Below are 21,579 nucleotides of genomic sequence, written 5' to 3'. Positions count from 1 at the left end.
TGCCTGAACTAGCTTAGCAACTAGACCACTTCTAAGAATAGATTCTTAGTGTTGCACTTGATTTGACAATTGAGGAACAATATTTTTTTAAAAAAGCAATCGGCTGATTTCCCCCGATTGCTTAAAAAGTCTATTTAGTTTACCCGATACCAAAAAACCCATGCATAAATAACGCCGCACAAGCTGCCCCAACAAATGGCGCAATCCCAGGGACAATAATTCCATATTGCCAATCACTATCCGCTTTATTCTTAATCGGCAAAATAGCATGTGCAATCCGAGGACCCATGTCTCGAGCAAGGTTCATCGCAAATCCAGTCGGACCACCAAGACCCATCCCGATTGCCCAAACTAACAGACCAACACCAATCGGCACAATACCGGGCGTCTTCACTTCAGAAATAGCTAAAATACCTGAAATAAAAATAAACGTATCAAAGAATTCGACAAAGAAATTCCGTGGTAAATTCCGAACAGCTGGTGCGGTTGAAAATAGGTTCCGAATCGTAATTGGTGAAATTTCACCTTCAGAAGCCTTAAAGTGATCAGCATACATGATCCAAACGATGATGGCCCCAACAACCCCACCAAGAACTTCTGCAACTGAATAAGGAATAAACATGCTCCAAGCAATATTACCAAGTAGACATTGGGCTAAAACCATAGCTGGATTAATAGAAACATTTCCAAAAATAAATAGCGCAATCGTAATCCCAAAACCCCAAGTGGTAATTGCAAAGATATGACCGGAACCTCGATATTTAGTTCCTTTCAAGACTTCACTACAATGAACTCCAACACCAAAAATAATCATCAAGGCGGTTCCCATGAACTCTGCCAACATCTGATGAACCAAGATAAGTCTCCTCCTGTGACGTTTTTAACGCCGATTTATTTTGAATCAAGTCACGCTAAAACTTTTCTGTAAATAACGATCATTTTTTCACACGAACACCATTATACACAAAATTCTAACGTTTTAATACGAAAACTTGATTAACATTCGATTGCTGACCAGATTAACCGGTTTCATCACAGTAGCGTATACTAGAGTTGTACCGAAAAATGGAATAGGAGGTTATCGCAATGGCAGAAGTTGAAGGCACATCCATTCATCGTGGTTGGAACCGTCGCATTGTCACCGGTAAAACCTTGGCAGACTGTGATGAAAAGCTCACTACGTACTTAAATAAACAAGATTACGGCAATGGTGAGTTCACCGTTTTACATGAAAACGATGGTACTAACCAAAATACCGGCTATTCTTTACCCGACGGCGACAACTGTTACATTAGTTTTTTAATCTATAACAGTCGCTTATAACAAAAAATAAACAATCAGTTTTGAATGTAAAGTCAAAATTGATTGTCTATTTTTTTGCTCGTAAATTCCAATGTCGTCGAATACGTTTCATCATACACGGTGACTTTGCTTTTATCTCATGCTCAAACCACTCCTGTACAGTTGCATTAACAACTCCACCAAACATTAGTAACATCCCAGAAAAGTTTAACCAGAACATTAAAACAATCAAACTTCCAATGGTTTGGTACGATGTCACTCGTTTGGCAAAAAGTTCGACATAAAACCGGAACCCTTGCGAAATGATGATCCAGCCGATAGATGTGACTAAAGCCCCTACCCAAATATAGCGTAACTTGACTGCCGCATTCGGCACGAAATAGTAAAGCAGCATGGCTAACACAAACATCCCGATAAAGGTGATCAAGTTCTTATTAGCCAGCAGGCGTGTCCACCACTTGGGAACAAAGTCTTTAGAAGTATTGGTGATCTCTAAAATTGTATCCATTAAAACCTGGCTAAGCGTAAAGAAGAGCGACAATGTGACAATTAAGAGTAATAGTCCCAGCGTCAATACAAATGCCATTAAACGCGTCATAATGGCTCCCTGTGCGTTCTTAACCCCATAAGCTTCATTAAGGCTGCGTCGAATTGCCGCAATAATCTGCGACGCTGACCAAATTGTAATTACAATCCCAATAGATAAGCTCCCACTACTACCGCTAGATAGGAAAGAAACTAGAATTGGCTTAAACGTTTGATAAATATTACTTGGAATAAATTCTTGCGCATAGGATAGTACCAAGCTCGTCTTTAAATTCAGTCGGGCAATGATGTTCCCGATAATTAAGATAATTGGCGCAATCGACATTAACGCATAATAAGCTAATACAATAGCGTTATTGCTGACATTGGCTTGATTATATCGACGGATAATAATTTCAAACCATTTAAATATTTTTGAATAGCGCTCCTTTAGCCCCATGATAAATCTCCACTCCAACTTAGTACTATCCACTATACAATAAATATTAACCCAACACACATGGCAATCGCCTATATTAACACTGCCATCAATAGATAGTGTTTTATTGACACAAAATCTACTAAAATAAGAAAAAATACTAATAATAATCTTGATAAGCTCAGAATAAACTACTGAACTACAATGCCATTAGCAAATTATGTTATTTATCAGCAGTATCCAACTACTCCGGCCAAAATTGCTTAGTAAACCCCATTCAAAATAACAAATATTGACTGAAATACACTACCAAAAAACAAGGGACTTTCAAGCTTAAAATACCAAGCTTAAAAATCCCCTTTACTACCCAGGCTATGGCAGTATGTCATTGTACACATGTCACTCTAATAATACTAGTATTGAAAATAAATATCTACTGTTTATTTAATTTTTTATCAACCGCATTCAAAATATATTCAGCTGCATGCCCATCACCATACGGATTCTTCGCATTAGCCATCGCATCATACTCATTTTGATCATCCAATAACGTTTCCATGGCTTTTTGAACTTTACTACCATCAGTACCAACTAACTTTAAGGTTCCAGCGGTTACACCTTCTGGTCGCTCAGTCGTATCACGTAATACTAACACAGGCTTATTCAGCGATGGGGCTTCCTCTTGAACGCCACCTGAATCTGTCATAATGAAATAACTACGTGCTGACATATTATGGAAGTCCACTACGTCTAGTGGATCAATCAAGTGAATACGATCAACGTCACCTAAAACATCATTAGCAATCTTCTGAACCGTGGGACTTAGGTGTACTGGATAGACTACTTCAACATCCTTATGACTTAAGACAACCTTTTTGATTGCTGAAAAGACAGCTACCATCGGAATTCCTTGATTCTCCCGTCGATGCATCGTCAGTAAAATCATTCGATGACCTGGTTTCACTAAATCAAGTGCCGCATGATGATAGTCACTATTAACTGTCTGCTTCAAGGCATCAATCGCGGTGTTCCCCGTTACTATAATGTTTTCAGCAACATGATTTTCTTTTAACAAATTATTTTCACTTAATTTAGTCGGGGCAAAATACATATCAGCTAAAACATCGGTTAACTGACGATTCATTTCCTCCGGGTATGGTGAATACTTATTCCAAGTCCGTAATCCTGCTTCCACGTGACCAACTGGAATCTGATGATAAAACGCACTAACACTTGCTGCGAAAGTCGTTGTGGTATCACCATGGACTAAAATAATGTCCGGTTGAACTTCATCTAAAATAGCATCTAGTTTATTTAAAACTCGACTAGTAATCCCAGCTAACGTTTGATTAGGTCGCATAATATTCAAATCATAATCCGGCTTAATATGAAAGATGTCTAGTACCTGATCTAACATTTCACGATGTTGAGCCGTTACCACTGTAATCGGTATAAATTTGTCTGACTGTTTGTGTAACTGTAAGACAATTGGTGCCATTTTAATAGCTTCCGGCCGTGTACCAAAAATTGTCATCACTTTAATCTTTTTTGTCATAGTATTTGAATTCCTTTCACCCATTTCAATACCTTCAATTATACCAGTCCTAATGCTTAAGCAGACTGAATGTAAGACAAAAATATGAGTCTGGGACAAAACTCTAGAACCTAAATAAGTAAGTGGTGTCAATTGCCGGTCTGTGGCGATTGACACCACTTTTCTTTGACCTTAGGTCTGGTTGCTTAACGATTTTAGATAATTTTGATAGATTTTCAGCCATTAAAGCTATTCCCATCTCATTGTTGGTGGCTGTTAGACCACGCACCGAAAAGCGTTTGAATTTCAAGTAAGTCTTCAGGTCAGCGAAGATTGGTTCAATTTCAATCTTGCGTCGAGCATACAAATCATGACCGATTTTACTGGTCAGTTGTTCTTTAGCCCTGTTCTTAAAATATAATCAATTATAATTAACACCTATCTGGCGGCGATTGCCTTTCTTCGTCGTAGCAAGCGCTTCTCGTCTAGGATTCTCAAAGTATTGGACAGTACGATAGATCTTGAACTGTTTCTCATAGCCATAGCGATCATGACGTGTACTGTAATTGTGAAAAGCAAAAGTAATACCATCCAGATCTGTGTATTTGTCATTTACTTCATCATAATGCCAGTTAGCAACTTTACGGCGGTCTTGGTGGTAGGCACGAGTTTGTTCTTTTTCATACATGCCATAAGGAATCAAATAGTGGACTTGGAAATCATCAGTAAGTTTTTGATAATTGGCTTCACTCCCATAACCAGCGTCAGCAACTATCCAGTGAACGGCGTTAGGTGTTTGTTTAAAGATATGGGTTACGAATGGAATCAGGGTTCGAGTATCAGTTGGACGTTGGAATAACTGATAATAAAGTGCAAATTGATTTTGACTGGCGACTTGCAAGTTATAGCCTGGTTTTAGTTGTCCATTCAGCATAGGATCTTCTTTCATACGCATAAAAGTAGCGTCCAAATCAGTTTTTGAAAAACTATTGCGGTCGCCGAAAGTTGCATTATCGAACTCATATTTTTGCTTGCGTGGCAAATAGTCAGTCGTTAGTTGATGGAGAAAGTGTTTTAATTTACGACGGCGGCGTTTGAGAGCTGAACCGCCACGTTTAGGCTTTTCCTGTTCAATCTGCTTATTCAAATCATTGATAGTTATAGTCAAAGCGGTCGTCAGTTTAACCAACTCTTTGGCAGTAATTGCTTGTTTTTCAGGTGACAACTGTGGCACATCAACTTGATAGTCAACTAATTCATGGTAAAGCCGCGCGGTTTTACCATCGAGTCTAGGTTCAGCCTTTTCAACAGCTTTACGCCAAACGAAACTATATTTATTGGCATCAGCTAAGATTTTGGTTCCATCAATAAATAATGCCGATTCATCAAAGAGACCGAGCATGGTTAGGTAATCACGAAAAGCCTTGAATAATCCCGCGATTAGCAATTTAGTTTTAGGATTACTCCGAAAACGGTTGAGGGTTCGATAGCTTGGGATGGGACAACGATTACCAATAAATCAACGCATCACAAGGTTTTCATTAGCCATTTGAACGATTTTACGACCTGAAAAAGTACGCCGTAAATAACCAAACAAGAAAAGTTTTAATAGCAACTGTGGCGGATATGATGGGCGTCCAGTTGCCGCTAAATTAGTCTTAATAATGTGAGTTGGAATATCATTAACGATAGCGTTGATGGCCCAAGCAACGTGAGTTGATTGAGGTTGCCAAACTAGATTGAGTTTTAAAGTGGTTTGATTACTGGTATAATTCATTTGCATGGAGCTAACGATCTCTTTTCTTTTTGGGTTCAGCGCCTTAAGAATAGCAGGGATCGTCATCTCTGTGTATACATAAGCTTAAAAAGGTAGTTCTGAGAAATCAAATGATTTCTCAGAACTACCTTTTTTGATGTGAGCTGGGAGTTTTGTCCCAGACTCATTTGTTTGATGATCAAATTTATGAAGCTGTATTAGGCACAATCATAATATAGACGGTACGTACCATAATAGATAAATCCTGTAGCACACTGATATGTCGGATATACTTAATATCTAATTGTACCATATCATCAAAACCAACCGCGTTTCGATCACCAACCTGCCATAAACCCGTACAACCAGGCTTAACCAATAAACGCTGCAAATCATAATCAGAATACTGTTCGACTTCACGTTCCAATGGTGGACGTGGTCCAACTAATGACATATCACCTTTAAACACATTCCAAAGTTGGGGTAATTCATCAATGCTATACTTTCGAATAACTCGACCAACCGAGGTGACACGCGGATCATCTTTGATCTTAAACATGGCGCCGTCAACTTCATTGTATTTTAGCAAATCTTTTAGACGTTCATCCGCATCGATATACATAGAACGAAATTTATACATCCGAAACTTCTTTTTATTTTTTCCCAGACGCACCTGTGAATAAATCACGCCGCCTTGAGGATCATTTACCTTGATACAAATCGCAATGATTAATAGTAGCGGGCTCAATATGATCATGCCGCAAAGACTCGCAACGATGTCAAAAAGACGCTTAACTGCAAAAAAACTAATTTGCGCTTAAGTTTAATTGAATTTACCATTGGGAGCATTTCGCTCTTTTCTTGATACAACATACGAACCTCCAAAAATAACACATTATGCTCACTTTTAACACTAACTTAATTTATACTAGCACATTATGTATGATAACGACATTAAAATCCTGTAACAACTAAACACTACATCATTCAATACAACATCATATACTAAAGATTCAAAAAGATAAAGTATGTTTTAATTATCCTTCACTAGCTCAATACGCAATATACTAAATATCGGATAAAACTATATATTACTCAGCAAATATTAGTTGATTAAGCCTCCAAAAGTGTACTAAAAAAACATCGCTCACCTAAACTAGTGAACGATGCCAGTATTTACTTCTTTAAGATAGTTTCAATCTGCTTCATCACCGGCTTGGCCGCCACGTGATCCGCTTGATTCCAGAACCCAATCACGGTCACTTGGCCGTTTTTCGTCCGGGTATAAAAATTACTAATATGATTATCGTAGCCCGTCGCATGCTGCGTCCCTGCCGCACTGTAATAAAAACCTCCGGCATACGTCTTCACCGGTTGACTAGTCAAGTTCTGATGCCCCGCAACGTTTAATAACTTACCGCTATTAAACGCCGTGACAAACTTGGCATAATCTCCCACCGTCATCGCAATATTGCCGGCACCCAGCTCACTGGACAATAATGGCTTCGAAATCTGATACGCTTTCCCGTAGTCCGCTACGGTATAGGTATAAGGCGTCGCGGTTGTCTTTGGCAATTTATACCAGTTAAACGTCTGCGTCAACTTGGCTGGTGTTAAGATCCGTTGCTGCAAGTTTTTCGCATAGGATTGCCCTGTCACTTGCCGAATAATTCCCGCCAGTAGCGTATAGTTAGCGCTCGTATAATGCCAGGTGTGTTGCCGCGTTGCAACTAAGTGCTTCAGTGTCCAAGTGACCGCCGCGGCTTCTCCCAACGTCTTTTTCGGATGCGTCTCCGCCATCGTAATCCCCGACGTATGCGTTAATAATTGCTGAATCGTAATCGTCTTAGCGCCCTTCAACTTCGGATAATACCGACTGATCGGCGTCTGCAGGCTCAATTCACCCGCTTGAATTAACTGTTCGATCATCGTCCCCGTCATGGCCTTTTGTAACGACGCAATCGGGTAAACGGTGTTCGCACTATTCTTCATCTGAGTGGCTGTATTCGCGTCACCGTACGCTTTAATTGTTGGCTTGGTACTCTGCTTCGTTGCTAAAAGTAACGTCCCCTGCAAATGGTTAGCCGCGACCAACGCATCGATTTGTTTGAGTGCCGTCTTCGAGATCGCCGCAGGTTTCGTTGCAGTCGGCTTAGCAGCGGTCACTTTAAAACCAGTTGAGCGCACCCAACCATAATTTTTATGATTCTTTTGTAGTTGATAATAACGGCCAAAGTCGGTGTTACTCTGCTTTACAACCTGATAAGCCTTACCCGTTAACGTTTTAGCCGTCACTTTTTTAGTGGTTAACTTAGTAGCGGTTGCTGTGGGGCCTTGAACTGTGACTGTTACTTTCTTAGCACTAGCAGTCGTCAATTGACCCGTCACTTTTTTAACTTTATATTGGGTTAATAACCCGGCTTTAGTGACATGTGTCAGTGTCTTCATATCTTGCCGATTAACCCAGCCAAGCGACTGGCCAGCCAGTGTCTGTATGCGTAAATAGTTAAACGTTAAGTATTTACCAGTCGTGGTGCCGCGATAGACCTGCTGGTTAGAGGCTGGTACATCGGTTCCATTTTGTAGTGAGCTGGTCGACGTCGGCAATTGCTTATAAACGGCCAACCGACCTTGATAAGGCTGTAACTGCACGTAAACTGGCCGCGTCGTTGCCGAACTCGTTGGCATCCCCAACAATAATGCGCCACCGAAACTCGCTAAACCGAGCAAACTAATTAATCCTACTTTTTTAATGGTCATGCTTCATCCCCCCGTATTTAATAACGCGTTTAACTATACGGCTTTGCCCGGTCGAACGCAAGATTTTGTGTTACTTATATTGTAGAGTTGTTACATTGACAATACAGTTTATGGGGTTCTTTTGGGTGGTTTGCTAACAAAAGGCGTTGGACATGTCACATATAAAACCATAAACAAGATTTTGTTCGTCGAATCCGTCCGCGAGATAAGCATGACTTCATATGCAATGCAAGTTCCACTTATACGGATATTATTTTAAACAAACTACAAATATCCATTTGGCAACACAAGTTTTCAAATAATTTGTACACGTCTTAAGCAACATTAATTTCTATCTAAATTGTTATTTTGCTTGGTAGTTCAAATTGAAATTCTCCTGTATCCAGGATCTATTTGGCAAACAGATTTGATAATTAGCATCAAAACATATAGGAATTTCCAATTGGTTATTGCCCGTTACCTTCGCCACTATTGCTCCACCAAATTTCAAAAAATCTGAAGCAACCTCTGATCTAAAAGCTACATTAAATGCATTATGGTTTTCAATAGCAGAATAGGTCCATGCTTTAGATATCTCATAAGGAAGATCATAAAAATCCTTAGCTATAGCATTCGATAATAAATATAAGTATTCTGTTCCCTTCCCAACAGGTTTGGAAAACTGGTTTCTAAAAAAGTCAGTATAAAGGTTCTGCACTATCGGAATAATTGGATTTTCTCCCGGCGAATCAGTGATAGCTGCTCCACCGATATGCACACTATTAAAGCTACACTTGATTCGAAAACACGAAATTACTATTGGAAAGTTTCTAAATTGTTCAAATCTAACTTCTTTCAATGTTTGCTTTGGTTCATTACTTAAGTAAAAAATTGATTCATGTGGACCGTTTAATCGACCATAACTCGATATTTTCTCTTTGGGTACACCCCAAAAGTCACCTTGCTTCCATTTTTTTAATTCGTTTAAATCGGTGGAACCAAGGATTCTGGCCCTATATAACCTGTTAGTTTTGTCCCAAGTTACACCGCTCTCAGGTATCCCTATCCCTTCACAAAGTTGTAATAATTTTCGATTCATATTTTCCTCGGTCAAATTCGAATTAATTGTACTTTCAAAAGCTCTGATTTTATTCTGAATATCAATAACATTAAGCATCAAGTCGCACTTCCATCCATTATTTATAGTTATACCCGTATAACCAGCAGACAAGAAAATAAGCAATTTCAAATCATTATCCTGTACCTATTAAGTATTACATATCATACTGTGTTACACCTATTTTTTGCTTCAAGACATTTGATGAAGCATCGCTAAATATCTTTGAAGCCTGAGTGCATATCGTTACCTAATGTATTTAATACTTCAAGCCCACTAGGCCCAACACTATCCACAAAGTTTCACAAAAATTTAGTTACTTTATCTAGTGCAATCTACGAACAAAACCAGTAAAATAACAGCTATAGTTAACTTACAACATGGAAGGATGATTAATTTGAGTAAAGCAACCGACTATCTCCAACACGTATACACGGTGATTGAACAACGCGATCCACATCAGGCAGAGTTTCTTGAAGCCGTTCATGACTTCTTCCAAACAATGACGCCCGTTTTCGAACAACATCCGGAATATATTGACGTGAATATTCTGGAACGCTTAACCGAACCAGAACGGGTCATTCAATTCCGGGTTCCTTGGTTAGACGACGCTGGGCATGCCCGCGTAAACCGTGGTTTCCGGGTTCAATTCAACTCAGCGATTGGCCCGTATAAAGGCGGGTTGCGCCTACACCCTTCCGTGAACTTAAGTATCGTTAAATTCTTAGGCTTCGAACAGATTTTTAAAAATGTTTTAACCGGCCTCCCAATCGGTGGGGGTAAAGGTGGCTCAGACTTCGACCCTAAAGGCAAGTCCGACAATGAAATCATGCGCTTTTGCCAAAGCTTTATGACTGAACTTAGCAAGTACATCGGCTTAGATACCGACGTACCAGCCGGTGACATCGGTGTCGGTGGTCGCGAAATCGGCTACCTCTACGGCCAATACAAACGACTACGTGGCGCTGACCGTGGCGTCTTAACGGGTAAAGGCTTATCCTATGGTGGTTCTCTGGCACGCCCAGAAGCAACCGGCTATGGCTTGGCTTACTACACCGATGAAATGCTCAAAGCCAACGACCTTAGCTTTAAGGGCCAACGCGTTGCCATTTCTGGTGCCGGTAACGTAGCCATCTATGCGATTCAAAAAGTCACTGAACTTGGCGGCAAAGTCATCACTTGTTCTGATTCCAACGGTTATGTGATTGATGAAGACGGGATCGACTTTGAAACCGTTAAGCAAATCAAAGAAGTCGAACGTGGTCGAATTAAGGACTATGCCGACCGCAAGCCTAGTGCCACCTATCATGAAGGCTCCGTTTGGACCGCGCAATTAGCTTATGACATTGCCCTACCATGCGCGACGCAAAACGAAATTGACGGTGCCAAGGCCAAGACTTTAATTGCTAACGGTGCCAAAGCCGTAGCAGAGGGTGCCAACATGCCAAGCAATCCAGAAGCCATTGCCGCTTACCAAGCAGCAGGCGTTTTATACGGCCCTGCCAAAGCCGCTAATGCTGGTGGCGTTGCGGTTTCTGCTTTAGAAATGAGTCAAAATAGCATGCGCTTAAGCTGGTCATTTGAAGAAGTCGACAACCGTTTGAAGACGATTATGCAAACCATCTTCGCTCAATCGGTTGCGGCCGCTGATGAATATCAGGTTAGTGGTGATTATCTGAGTGGTGCTAATATTGCTGGCTTCACCAAAGTCGCTGAGGCGATGATGGCACAAGGTTTAGTGTAATATTATTTAAATTTGGAATGGCTGTTGAGTGTGAAAACTTGATGGCCATTTTTTAGTGTGGTCAGCTTAACCGGTATTTTACTGAATGACCTACGACTATTAATCAATGATAAAAATCATGGACAGTCTAGATTAAGTCGCGATTAGAAATTTAACACAAAAAGCTCATCCATAGTGACCATAGATGAGCAGACAAATTCTAAGATAAGACTTGCCCCTTACGTACAGATTAACTGAGGGTAACCCTACGTGTGGGGAATACCTGGCACCCTGTGGGCTAACATTGGCATAAAAGGGATCATCCCTACGTATGTGGGGAATACTGGATTACTTGCCTGATAAAGTCAAGCATGAGGGGATCATCCCTACGTATGTGGGGAATACGTGTCGCCGGTACCCGCAGTGATAGATTCAACGGGATCATCCCTACGTATGTGGGGAATACTGAATGGCCTTTAACTCCCAACTGAATTGAGCAGGATCATCCCTACGTATGTGGGGAATACTCAATTGTGGGGTGGAAGCTATGAAAGTAGTTAGGATCATCCCTACGTATGTGGGGAATACCCAAACTCACCCATAATGGCTTCTGTTTTGTCGGGATCATCCCTACGTATGTGGGGAATACTCGTCGTCATCAAAGTTGTGAGAGCCCGTGATAGGATCATCCCTACGTATGTGGGGAATACACTGCCGAGGACTTTTTGAATAAAGGCAACGGTGGATCATCCCTACGTATGTGGGGAATACCTCTTACCGTTAAGGTTCATCGTACCGTCTTGGGGATCATCCCTACGTATGTGGGGAATACTGATGGCTATATTGATGATGACGATAGTTTTCAGGATCATCCCTACGTATGTGGGGAATACCTGTAGTACCGGATCATTGGCGGCCATCTCTTGGGATCATCCCTACGTATGTGGGGAATACCCCTTTATTGCGGCATGAATCGACAAGGCATCAGGATCATCCCTACGTATGTGGGGAATACGACTGTACGGGTGCGGACTGTGATTACTCATAGGGATCATCCCTACGTATGTGGGGAATACACTTCACAGCTGACTTAAGTGGTGTTGAAGGTAGGATCATCCCTACGTATGTGGGGAATACGTCCACTGGAACATGGTACTTTTCGCTAAATCGGGATCATCCCTACGTATGTGGGGAATACACTAAAGAATCGTTGATATATCAGCATTCTAAAATAACAGAGTCATAAATTTCAATTAGTTTCAACTTCTAAATTATACAGCATCAATCATCTCTCAGCAAAAATGAAGGCTTCTTCAACCAAGCCCTACCAGCTTAAAAAGCTTTCAATTTCATCATATTTTTTATAAACTTCATAAACACCCATCAACCTGCCAACCACACATCCTAATTAAACAAATCCAAGACTTAAATCAAAACAAGCTAGCCCCTTCAAAAAAGTCTAGCTTGTTTTAAATCACCTATTCAATTTAAACTTTCGAATCCGGATAACCAGTATGCTCACACAATTGCGCATAGGTCTCATGCAAGGTCTTAGCGGCCGCATGCCAACCCACTTTTAATAGCGGCATCAACCGTAATGGATCTTCAACTGGAATATCATGACGATGAGCAAATTTAAAAATTGCCGGCAACACGTCCATGTCGGAATTAGCAAAATAATAATTACCCGCATCAGTCACGACAAAAATCGTTGCCCGAAATGCGTGGCGTGGATCTAATCCGGCAGTTGCATGCCAACGAATCGCACCAATTTGAATTAATTTAATATCAGATAATTGCATTTCTCCAAGATTACGCTGCTCTGGCGACCAAAGAATCACTTTTGTTGGTGTCAATTCGACCATCGCATACTTTTCACTCCGTGTCCCCGATATCCGCCGTAGCCAATTCGTTTCTTTAGCTGGCGTCGGATACTCCTGGCCTTGAATTTCAAAATGAAACGGCACAATACAGGTTTTGGCCCGCTCAATTGCCCGGAAATGTCCGGCAATTTGATGGTTTGTAAAGACTGAAGCCATTGGTTTGAACATGTCGGTCACACCCCTTTCATAGATAAGTATACGCTTTCATGACGAACTTTACAGGGTTTACGTTTGTTGTTTTTTAGGGCTGAGGAGGTGCTATGTTGAGGGCCGAAACGTGTTCGGTAAAGCTGGAGACTCCGCTTGCTACGCCAGCCAACCATACCGGAAAATCACCGGTATAATTGGCTAGCTAGGCAATGCTCGACCCCAACCCGCTTTACCTCTCAGGCTATACAAAAAGTGACCACCGAATTAATGCTAACTCAGTCGCCACTATTAACTGATCGTCATCTTAGTCCTCAATTCTATGTGCGCATAATTGCAATTTCAAGTATGTGTGCTGGCAGATTATTGTCTTAAACCGCCACCCCCAACTTTGACAACTAAGCTTACCATCAATCTGTCTGTAAATTGGTTACAGTGCCTCCAAGTGATGCCTTTTGACCTTACCTGCAAATCTTTAACTGGCGCAACTATCTCGACCAAAGTTATTGTAGCATTATTGTTAACGCTTACACAAGCTTAAATTAATATTTTTATATTCACTTAATTAACTGCTTTTAAATTAAAAGACTACCCATTTCTGGATAGTCTCACTTAATCTAAAGTTGAATTGGTTGTGGCATCGCTTGCCCTAAATAAGGCTTGGCCACTAAGCTAACATCATGCGCAATCGCTTGCTGAATAAATAATTGTAATTTAGCAGCTGAAACAGCTGGTTGCGGTGCTGCAAACCCCAGTGCGGCTTGTGAATCAGCGTACGCTTTTAGCGCGTTATTTTGATCCGTCAAACGCTTAGTTTCAAAAGCTGTGACCCATGATGCCACGGGATTAGTCGTCTGTGACTTAAACGTATAGGTTGTCCCCGGCTTTGCCGTATTTGGCTGTAACCCTCGGACCCGTTTATTCGTACTTAGCCGGACTTTTAACTGTGACCCGTTAAGTGTTAATTGGCTCGTCCGCACCTTTTTACCTAAATAATGGTGACTAACGGCGGCCTCTTGGAAGTTATGCGCATAGTGCCAACGCATCGTCCGATACTTTAACGTGACGTTGGACCCCTTTTGCGTTTCACTGACAATCTTATAGGTCTTCACGCGACCATTCGGTACTTGCTGATAATCCCCAACTAACAAATACTTACCACTACGATGCAACACTAACTTCTGTGATTGATTCACGTAGTAACCGGACATGCTTGAACTTTTAGCCTTAGCCGTGACACCTGGTAACGTGGCTGCTAAAGCTATTCCCGCCACACCGGTAACAACGATTGCGAGCATCTTTTTCATGGTCAATCCCCCTATTTTTTATAACTAACCCAACTTAAATATACGGCATTTACCCCACGTTTTCCAGTCCAAACTGTGTTTATATTGAAATTTTAATTTTATCATCCTGACGCTCCTCATAACAAAAAAACAGGCCCTGCCACTAAATGGCAAAGCCGGTTCGTAAACAACGACTTAAGCTTCTTCGTTGTTGTTTTCTTTACTAGTTTGACCACCGTCAAAGTCAGCTGGCATAATGGCAAAATTGCTAGCTTCAGTTGATAACAGCGCAGCGTATGCGCGCGCTTTTGATGATAATGCTGGGATAACGGCATTGTTCAAGTCATTTAACATGCCTTGTTCGTCGTCTTCTAAGTCTTTATCACTAGATTGACGTTCGATAATCCCGACCATTTCGCCACTCAACCGAATGATAGCGAAGACCGTTGCGGACATATCGTACATTTCTTCCTTGTAAGTCACGTCTAATTGGGCTTGAACCACGTCATCGCCGAAAGTCTTTTTAACATCGTCGTTAGCGGGCGTATAGCTGAATTGGCCTTGGCCAGGTTCTTCTTTAGATTCGTCACGGTCGTAAACAATCTGAAAATGTAAGTCTTGAATTGCTGAGTTTAAAATTTCAATATTCATGAGGTAAACTCCTTTTTTGTAGTACCTTTACCTTAACGAAAAATCTGGGAGAATACAATCAAATTTGCCCAGTTTTGGTTAAATCTTTACGTGTTTTAGGTAAAAGTTGTGTAAAGATTAAGTTTCAATGGCGTTCTATTGACGTGTTGGCCCCCAACCCTTAAGCTTAAAGTGTTAATAAATTGGGGGGAACAACAAATGAAACAGTCACGCATCTTACTCGGCGCGCTCGTGTTAAGCCTCGGCAGCAGTCTTGCCATGGGACCAATTACCGCTAACGCCGCCAGCACAACGCCATATCAAGCCCACCTACGCTTACGTTTGAAGGCCAGGAAGCCCAAAAGTCGGCTCAAGGCACATGCACAAACAAAGAAGACGACGACCAAGAAAGCTACGGTCACGACTTACGGTAAGCTCAGCCAGGCCAACAAAAAGAAGTTCAAGATTGCACTAAGTGATCAAAAGAAACCTTTGACCGCGACTAGTAAGTTCGACAAAAAGACAAAAAAGATTGTCACTAACTACACTTACAGTTTGAAACTCACTAATAAAACCAAAAAGGCCGTTAAATTTTATTTTAGCAACTTACGCTATAACGTTTACGATCTAACTAACAAGACTGTTCCAGCCAAAAATGTGAAGCCAGTGGCAACTGCCGCGCACGTCACGTTAAAAGCTGGGGCTAGCAAGACCGTTAAGCAAGCCGTTAGCATGAATCCAATGGCCTTTAACAACAAGACTGATCACGAACGTATCGCCTTTTTCACTTATGGCAACTTAGCCAATAATAAAGCGATGATGGCCACTGTCACCTTAGCTAAAAATTCCAAATAATCACGTAAAACGGTCCGCCGGCATGTTATGCTAGCGAACCGTTTTTTTATTAATTCGTTTGATCAATCGCATTATAGACCGTTTGTGTCTGTGCCTTGACATACCAGCCAATCCCAATCTGGGTGGCAGCCGGATCAATCAGATTCTTACGATGACCCCAATCCGAATCAGCATCGTCATAGAGATAGCTATCCGCAGCATCTTTGCCAAAATTAAAGCTAAGGTCATTGTAACTCGACATATACAAGCATTCTGACCACATCGTCTCACCTGTAACACCAAATTGCGCGGCTTCTTTATCGAACATAGCATTGCCTTGAGCATCCGTATGCGACAACGTGTCAATCGTGCCATTATCTTTAGCCCGTTGATTAGCCAAGTTAGTTAAATTGGCATTCATCGTTAAAGGTGCCGCCCCGAACTTCGCCCGTTCTTGATTGACAATGGCTAAAAAATTCTGTGACATCTTGATAGCCGCAAAAGTTGCCGGCGTGTTTTTAGTCACGGCCACCGTCTTTTTGGGGGCTTTCCCCGCTGTCAAATAACCATGCCAGATCCAGCCCTTCGCCTTACCTTTGCCAATATAATAATAGACAGCCTTTTTATGGTTCGCCTTGCGTACCGTGGCATGCTTAGTAATATAAAAAGTCGTGTGCGGATAATTTTTAGCGTGATGGGTCACTCTAGTCAACTTGGCACTACTATAAATCGTCCCTTTAGTCGCATGATAAGCGGTTGACTTAACCTTGGTCGTTTTAAGGACCGTCGCCGCTTTAGGCTTAGCTGCTACCGTCGTCACTGAACCTGCTAAGCCCCCGACTGCTAACGCCAACACTAATAATCCCTTTAATCCCCGTTTTAATTGCATGACCAACATCCTCCTTTTGATTAAGTTAATCATAAACCGATAACTTTCAACCAACAATCTAAAAAGCAGGCCAGCCGCTAAGCCAACCTGCTATTATGCTAATCTTCACCACGTAACTGCTGTTGATTTTGCCGCCGCACCTTATTTGGCACATCTTCTTCTAATAAGTATTCCCGAATCAAGCCAACAATTTGCTTATTCTGCGGTAAATCCGAATGAGTCGTATTCGCCCCAGTTACCGTCACTTCCGTAAAATGTTTGATCTGATTCTGGAAAATATACTTACCGGCATTTACACTGTTATACGGTACCGTTCCATCACTCGTATAATTCTCCGTCCCGGCAATCGAGTACATCGTCAACGAATTCGGCAAGCCAGCGCGATACTTATACAGCTCCTGATACATACTCGTCTTCGGCGTCGTACTGGTCGATTCCATATTATACGGTGAGGCAATCGTCATGAAACGATCAATCGTGATTTTGGGAGACTGTTTAAGATAACGTTCCAAGAACAGCGTCCAGATCAACCCACCATTAGAATGTCCCAAGGCTCGGAAATGATTAAAGCGATACGTTTTCACCAATTCCTTAAACGCGATATTCAACCAGACCGCCTGCTTGTCAATATTAGCTTTACCATCCTTATTATTTGCAAAACCAATCACAATAAACGGTTCATTATCATTTTGTTTGAGATGACCACTATAGGTGATACTGCCATCAGTCGCGACTGTCAGCTTCAACACACTGTGTGTTTGAGGCGTTTCTTTTCCTAATTCCGTAATCAGACTGTCGAACCGGTTCTGACTAGCACTGGAACCCGGCACCATAATCACGGGGGCCATGCGCGTCCGACCGGCATCTTTTAACGTTTTAATGTTTGCGCGCGTCCAATTATAAGCCGGCCAGCAAACACCGACTAAAATCACGACACCTAGTAGCCACTGCCACCAATTACGCTTCAGCATCGTGATCACCTCCGAGTTCAACCTGGTTATTAATCAAAATAAAGGGCAGATAAATCGCTGTCGCCACAGTTAAATTAATCACGCTGACTAATAACGCGTGCCAATCGCCACCGGTCCCCAGCCAGCCCATCAAAAAACCGGGCATCGTCCGATAAATCGGATACGCTACAGGCGGCATAAATTGTAATTTCAACGCAATCCAAGTAATGCCCATACTAGCCATCGGTGCCAGCAAGAATGGAACCGCTAAGATGGGACTATACATGATTGGCAACCCCACTAGGAGCGGTTGATTGAAGTTAAACAAGCTTGGTAATAAGCTCGTTTTAGCCACTAACCGGAAATCATGATTGCGAGAACGCCATAAGATGGCAATAATCAACGCTAACGTCATCCCAGGACCGCCAACGTTTGCGAAAGCATCAAAAATCGTATGCATCGTTATTGGATTCGGGGCACCCCAGGCGGAACCATGTTGGAGTGCATATTCCAAATTCTGAACGGTGCGGACCGAATTATTGCCGCTAAAACTGATAGGTCCGATAATCCCAATCAACCAGAAAAAGTTACTTAGCAAGGTCGCACTAAAAATCAATAGCATCACTTGACCCACATGTCCAAATGGATAACGAAATAATTGATAGAACAGGCCATTGAGCCCGCCGTTACTCAGATAACTAACACCATAGCCGAGTACCCCGAAAATCACCAAGGTCACACTAATTGGTAACAAGTTGGCCTGCGCGCGGGCCAACAGATGCGTCCGCGTCTCGATTAATTGATGGACATGCGGTCGCCGTGCCAATTTGCTGAATAACCACCCCGTCAATAACCCGACTAACAAGGCTAAAAAGATCCCTTGCGTCCCCAGATTACCTTCCAAAAATTGTGATGTCGCCGTCCGCCCATCTTTAGAGAATAATGCAAAGTTAAAGTTCAACATGACAAAGCTCAGACTAGCCGTTAACCCGGCCATTAAATCATCATGATTGGTCGGCCGGACGACTAAGTTAGCGACCGCAAACGCCGCAATGACGGCCAACACCCCATTGACACTCACACTAAGCATCCCGGTATAACTCGCTAAATCTTCAAAACCTGGCACCCAGTGACTCAAATAATAGATATGATTAAAAAAGCCGTTTTTTTGAAAAATGGCCTGGTTCAAGACGTTAATATAAGCCCCAATCAACACAAACGGAAACAGCAAAGTCAACGTGTCCCGAATCGCCCGGAAATACCGCTGTCGCGCCATTGTTTGGTCAAAACGCTGAAGCCCCAAAAGTAAACTTTTAATCGTTCTCATCTCCCGTTACCTTACTCTGCTAAAATCATACCGCAGCCACTCACAAAAAAATACGAAAGCCACTTAAAAGGTGCATTTAGCTTCCTAAACGTCAGCGCATCGGTTATGATTAAGGCAAAATAACGGAGGTGGTCATATGCCAAGTCCTTACACGCACATTCTAGCGCCCGTCGACAGCTCCGCTCAAGCCCAAACAGCTTTCACGGAAGCCGTTAATATCGCCCAGCGGCATCACGCTCAACTCACTGCTTTGTACGTCGTTGATGATCGTGCTTATCACACACCAGCACTGGACCCCGTTTTAAATAAGCTGTTAGAAGCCGAGGCCAACCATGCCCACGCCGACATGCGCGACCGCCAACGCTTCGTCGCCACGACCACCGTACCTCAATTCTATGTAGAAGTCGCATACGGTAACCCGAAACGCTTGATTGAAGCCTATGCCAAACAACATTCTGATATTGATCTGATTGTCATCGGTGCCACTGGTAAGGATTCGCCACATCGCGTGGCTGTTGGCTCGACCACGAGTTATGTGGTTGATCAGGCACCGTGTAATGTGCTGGTCATTCGGTAAAATCAAGTTTACACAACTAGCCAATAAAAGGCATCGTAGAATGGACAGAATACCCATTTCTACGATGCCTTATTCTAATTATGTCTATCAGTCAAAATAGCAGCTAGCCGTTGGTCAAATTCAGTTAACTTCTGTTGTCGCTCATACTTATTGTCAAAAAGTGATTTGTAAAAGTGACGTACCTTAGACTTAGCAATCCCAGCTTCAACGACACAATAATAGCAAAAATCAGCTAATGAATCTTGAACGATTAATTGTTCCAATCCGGTTGTTGCATCAACATAGGTATACTGTTCTTGCTCAACTACCGTACCGATATCAGCGTCATTACTGCAAATTAACTGTGCGTCCTCTAACAGGCACACTGCTAAAATCGCAATTTCACCAGTATCAGTTGTGTATTTGACGCGCTTACCTTGTTCAGCACGATGCTGATTCATTCGGCGAAAGGCTGCTTTTATTTGATTGACCTGGGCCTGATAAATAACTCGTTCATCAGTAGTGAGCGTTACCGGATCAAATACATGCCACGCCCGCCTTTGAATTTCGCTCTCAACAACTTGCCGTGCAACCAATAATTCATCTAAAACATCAACATGAATCCAAACATTATCATATAGTTCATCAATCCACTCAAAAACATTTGTTTTTAAATATTGTGCTGCAAAAATCAACATATTTGTATCAACAAAGACTCGGACTGCTCGTCGATTCATTCAACGGTTCCTCCCGATTGCTGTGCCATCAGCTGTTGCCGCCGTTTTAAATAACGATTAGCTCGTTTAGGATCCGTATGGGCTAGTAAATTAGCCGCTTCGATTAAAGTTAATTGTTTCTTTTGAACTAAGCCTTCAACAAAATCCGCCAACACGTTAAAGCTTTCAAATGGGGCTGGCTGATTTAAAGGGCTTGGTGGAAAATTCGCTTGTACCAAATATGCCAACCAATCTTTTTCATGCCACTTAACCAACTTGGCATCTGACGATAATAGCCCCAACTCTTGCAACCGACGTGTAACTGCGACATAGGGCATTGCCGACAAGTTTGCCAGTCTCACAATTGCAGCACACATCGCGTCAATTTCAGGACTTTTCTGGTTTTGCGTTGCTTTCTGCCAAGTTGTATTTACCATAGTTCTAGGTAACATGACCGCGGCCGCAAAGTGATCGGCTGCTCGCTCAGCATCAAAAAGATTAAGCGCCGTTTGTGCTTCAATCATTGCACTAGCAGTACCAAACCACTTTGTCCCTAAAGCAAGATGCCATAATTCATGCGCAGCACTATAATAACGTGCTCGCAAATCTTGGTGCGTATTTAACACGACAAATGTCTGCTGACGATAATGAATTGATGCGCCAGCATAGGTCGGATCATCACTATTTTGATAAATAACAGCCGTTTGCTCAGCCAAAACAGTTTCAATATCAGCGCCAATAAACAGTTCCAAGCCAAAGTTAGTTCTCAAAAAAACATCCGCCGCTAACTCAGCCAGATTCTCAGAAAAAGCCTTCTTATCAGCGCTAATCATGGATGCTCTCCTTTAAATCAACATATCGTTCGATATCCCAAAGTAGCTGTTCAAAATCATGCTGGGCTTTGGGCTTAGAAAAGTGTCCCCGCAACTCGTACTGTGGCTGATGCTCAGCTTTAACTTGTGGACTAGCTGTTAGCTCAGCCAGTGGTACACCAGTGATTTTGGAGATCTTAATCAATTGTTGTGTTTGTAATTTTCGTTTACCATTTAAAATTTGACTAATTAATGCTGGCGTAATCACTAACTTTTCTGCCAACCATTTTTGTGAGCGCTCATGTGCTAATAACCAAGCTTGAATATTAGCAATTGTCGTTTGATTATTCATCTTGCCATCCTCTCTCGCTAATGTCTGAACAACTGGCTATGATATCGGTTATTATATCATGC

21 protein-coding genes, 1 pseudogene and 1 CRISPR repeat array are annotated in these 21,579 nt (G+C 42.0%); of the genes and pseudogenes, 4 read left to right on the top strand and 18 right to left on the bottom strand.

The window, feature by feature from the left end; translation table 11 throughout:
* Window positions 1–139: 139 nt before the first annotated feature.
* Window positions 140–856 carry a D/L-lactic acid transporter LarD gene (gene larD / locus FFM80_RS02855; RefSeq protein ID WP_137639420.1) on the bottom strand — a complete coding sequence of 239 codons (717 nt, stop codon included), beginning with the start codon at window positions 854–856 and terminating at the stop codon, window positions 140–142.
* Window positions 857–1,086: 230 nt separating this feature from the next.
* Here larD and FFM80_RS02850 point away from each other — a divergent pair, with 230 nt between their 5' ends.
* Window positions 1,087–1,323 carry a hypothetical protein gene (locus FFM80_RS02850; protein ID WP_137636317.1) on the top strand — a complete coding sequence of 79 codons (237 nt, stop codon included), beginning with the start codon at window positions 1,087–1,089 and terminating at the stop codon, window positions 1,321–1,323.
* A gap of 46 nt (window positions 1,324–1,369) precedes the next feature.
* Here the strand turns inward: FFM80_RS02850 and FFM80_RS02845 are convergent, their stop codons facing one another.
* The 8 genes and pseudogenes from FFM80_RS02845 to FFM80_RS02810 all read right to left on the bottom strand — a co-directional run bounded on the left by FFM80_RS02845 (window position 1,370) and on the right by FFM80_RS02810 (window position 9,472).
* Window positions 1,370–2,287, bottom strand: a complete 918-nt coding sequence (locus FFM80_RS02845; protein ID WP_137639419.1) for a YihY/virulence factor BrkB family protein — start codon at window positions 2,285–2,287, stop codon at window positions 1,370–1,372.
* A gap of 412 nt (window positions 2,288–2,699) precedes the next feature.
* Window positions 2,700–3,821 (bottom strand): non-hydrolyzing UDP-N-acetylglucosamine 2-epimerase, encoded by a 1,122-nt coding sequence (wecB, locus tag FFM80_RS02840; protein ID WP_137639418.1) that lies wholly within the window; start codon window positions 3,819–3,821, stop codon window positions 2,700–2,702.
* Between the two features lie 103 nt (window positions 3,822–3,924).
* Window positions 3,925–4,200 (bottom strand): annotated as a pseudogene (locus FFM80_RS14795) (transposase); the annotation flags it as partial.
* 21 nt (window positions 4,201–4,221) lie between these two features.
* On the bottom strand, window positions 4,222–5,202 hold the full coding sequence (locus FFM80_RS02830) for a transposase (RefSeq protein WP_137639417.1): 981 nt from the start codon (window positions 5,200–5,202) through the stop codon (window positions 4,222–4,224).
* A gap of 117 nt (window positions 5,203–5,319) precedes the next feature.
* Complete coding sequence (locus FFM80_RS02825; RefSeq protein ID WP_137639416.1) at window positions 5,320–5,643, bottom strand: transposase; 324 nt, start codon at window positions 5,641–5,643, stop codon at window positions 5,320–5,322.
* Window positions 5,644–5,761: 118 nt separating this feature from the next.
* Window positions 5,762–6,367 carry a sugar transferase gene (locus FFM80_RS02820; RefSeq protein ID WP_223877284.1) on the bottom strand — a complete coding sequence of 202 codons (606 nt, stop codon included), beginning with the start codon at window positions 6,365–6,367 and terminating at the stop codon, window positions 5,762–5,764.
* Between the two features lie 365 nt (window positions 6,368–6,732).
* On the bottom strand, window positions 6,733–8,316 hold the full coding sequence (locus tag FFM80_RS02815) for a serine hydrolase domain-containing protein (protein WP_137639414.1): 1,584 nt from the start codon (window positions 8,314–8,316) through the stop codon (window positions 6,733–6,735).
* Window positions 8,317–8,659: 343 nt separating this feature from the next.
* Window positions 8,660–9,472: a hypothetical protein gene (locus tag FFM80_RS02810; RefSeq protein WP_137639413.1), complete on the bottom strand. Its 813-nt coding sequence runs from the start codon at window positions 9,470–9,472 to the stop codon at window positions 8,660–8,662.
* A 328-nt stretch (window positions 9,473–9,800) separates the two neighbouring features.
* On the opposite strand from FFM80_RS02810, the gene gdhA reads away from it, so the two are divergent.
* The gene (gene gdhA / locus FFM80_RS02805; RefSeq protein WP_171001021.1) at window positions 9,801–11,156 is read left to right on the top strand and encodes an NADP-specific glutamate dehydrogenase; all 1,356 of its coding nucleotides are present in this window, start codon (window positions 9,801–9,803) and stop codon (window positions 11,154–11,156) included.
* Between the two features lie 295 nt (window positions 11,157–11,451).
* A CRISPR array of direct repeats spans window positions 11,452–12,333; the repeat unit is 28 nt; unit sequence GGATCATCCCTACGTATGTGGGGAATAC.
* Window positions 12,334–12,622: 289 nt separating this feature from the next.
* On the opposite strand, the gene FFM80_RS02800 is transcribed toward gdhA, so the two are convergent.
* From FFM80_RS02800 to FFM80_RS02790, 3 genes are all read right to left on the bottom strand, one after another.
* Entirely contained in the window at window positions 12,623–13,186 is a 564-nt protein-coding gene (locus FFM80_RS02800) for a hypothetical protein (protein ID WP_137636310.1), read from the bottom strand.
* 596 nt (window positions 13,187–13,782) lie between these two features.
* On the bottom strand, window positions 13,783–14,472 hold the full coding sequence (locus tag FFM80_RS02795) for a hypothetical protein (protein WP_137639411.1): 690 nt from the start codon (window positions 14,470–14,472) through the stop codon (window positions 13,783–13,785).
* A gap of 174 nt (window positions 14,473–14,646) precedes the next feature.
* A complete protein-coding gene (locus FFM80_RS02790; protein WP_137636308.1) occupies window positions 14,647–15,102 on the bottom strand; it encodes a hypothetical protein in 456 nt (151 codons plus the stop codon).
* A 198-nt stretch (window positions 15,103–15,300) separates the two neighbouring features.
* On the opposite strand from FFM80_RS02790, the gene FFM80_RS02785 reads away from it, so the two are divergent.
* On the top strand, window positions 15,301–15,936 hold the full coding sequence (locus FFM80_RS02785) for a hypothetical protein (protein WP_137639410.1): 636 nt from the start codon (window positions 15,301–15,303) through the stop codon (window positions 15,934–15,936).
* Window positions 15,937–15,985: 49 nt separating this feature from the next.
* Here the strand turns inward: FFM80_RS02785 and FFM80_RS02780 are convergent, their stop codons facing one another.
* The 3 genes from FFM80_RS02780 to FFM80_RS02770 all read right to left on the bottom strand — a co-directional run bounded on the left by FFM80_RS02780 (window position 15,986) and on the right by FFM80_RS02770 (window position 19,081).
* Window positions 15,986–16,804 (bottom strand): CAP domain-containing protein, encoded by an 819-nt coding sequence (locus FFM80_RS02780; protein WP_137639409.1) that lies wholly within the window; start codon window positions 16,802–16,804, stop codon window positions 15,986–15,988.
* 98 nt (window positions 16,805–16,902) lie between these two features.
* On the bottom strand, window positions 16,903–17,775 hold the full coding sequence (locus FFM80_RS02775; protein WP_137639408.1) for an alpha/beta hydrolase: 873 nt from the start codon (window positions 17,773–17,775) through the stop codon (window positions 16,903–16,905).
* Window positions 17,762–19,081 carry a PTS sugar transporter subunit IIC gene (locus tag FFM80_RS02770; RefSeq protein ID WP_137639407.1) on the bottom strand — a complete coding sequence of 440 codons (1,320 nt, stop codon included), beginning with the start codon at window positions 19,079–19,081 and terminating at the stop codon, window positions 17,762–17,764. The genes FFM80_RS02775 and FFM80_RS02770 overlap by 14 nt, the downstream gene beginning before the upstream one ends.
* A gap of 136 nt (window positions 19,082–19,217) precedes the next feature.
* On the opposite strand from FFM80_RS02770, the gene FFM80_RS02765 reads away from it, so the two are divergent.
* Complete coding sequence (locus FFM80_RS02765; protein ID WP_137639406.1) at window positions 19,218–19,658, top strand: universal stress protein; 441 nt, start codon at window positions 19,218–19,220, stop codon at window positions 19,656–19,658.
* 74 nt (window positions 19,659–19,732) lie between these two features.
* On the opposite strand, the gene FFM80_RS02760 is transcribed toward FFM80_RS02765, so the two are convergent.
* The 3 genes from FFM80_RS02760 to FFM80_RS02750 are packed head-to-tail and all read right to left on the bottom strand — an operon-like array spanning window position 19,733 to window position 21,517.
* Window positions 19,733–20,374 carry a hypothetical protein gene (locus FFM80_RS02760; protein ID WP_137639405.1) on the bottom strand — a complete coding sequence of 214 codons (642 nt, stop codon included), beginning with the start codon at window positions 20,372–20,374 and terminating at the stop codon, window positions 19,733–19,735.
* On the bottom strand, window positions 20,371–21,186 hold the full coding sequence (locus FFM80_RS02755; protein ID WP_137639404.1) for an ImmA/IrrE family metallo-endopeptidase: 816 nt from the start codon (window positions 21,184–21,186) through the stop codon (window positions 20,371–20,373). Before FFM80_RS02755 ends, FFM80_RS02760 begins: the two co-directional genes overlap by 4 nt.
* Window positions 21,179–21,517: a helix-turn-helix domain-containing protein gene (locus FFM80_RS02750; protein ID WP_137639403.1), complete on the bottom strand. Its 339-nt coding sequence runs from the start codon at window positions 21,515–21,517 to the stop codon at window positions 21,179–21,181. Before FFM80_RS02750 ends, FFM80_RS02755 begins: the two co-directional genes overlap by 8 nt.
* Window positions 21,518–21,579: the final 62 nt, after the last annotated feature.

The organism is Lactiplantibacillus dongliensis (genome assembly GCF_005405105.1).
Classification (GTDB): domain Bacteria; phylum Bacillota; class Bacilli; order Lactobacillales; family Lactobacillaceae; genus Lactiplantibacillus; species Lactiplantibacillus dongliensis.
This window is presented reverse-complemented; position numbering and strand designations above follow the sequence as displayed.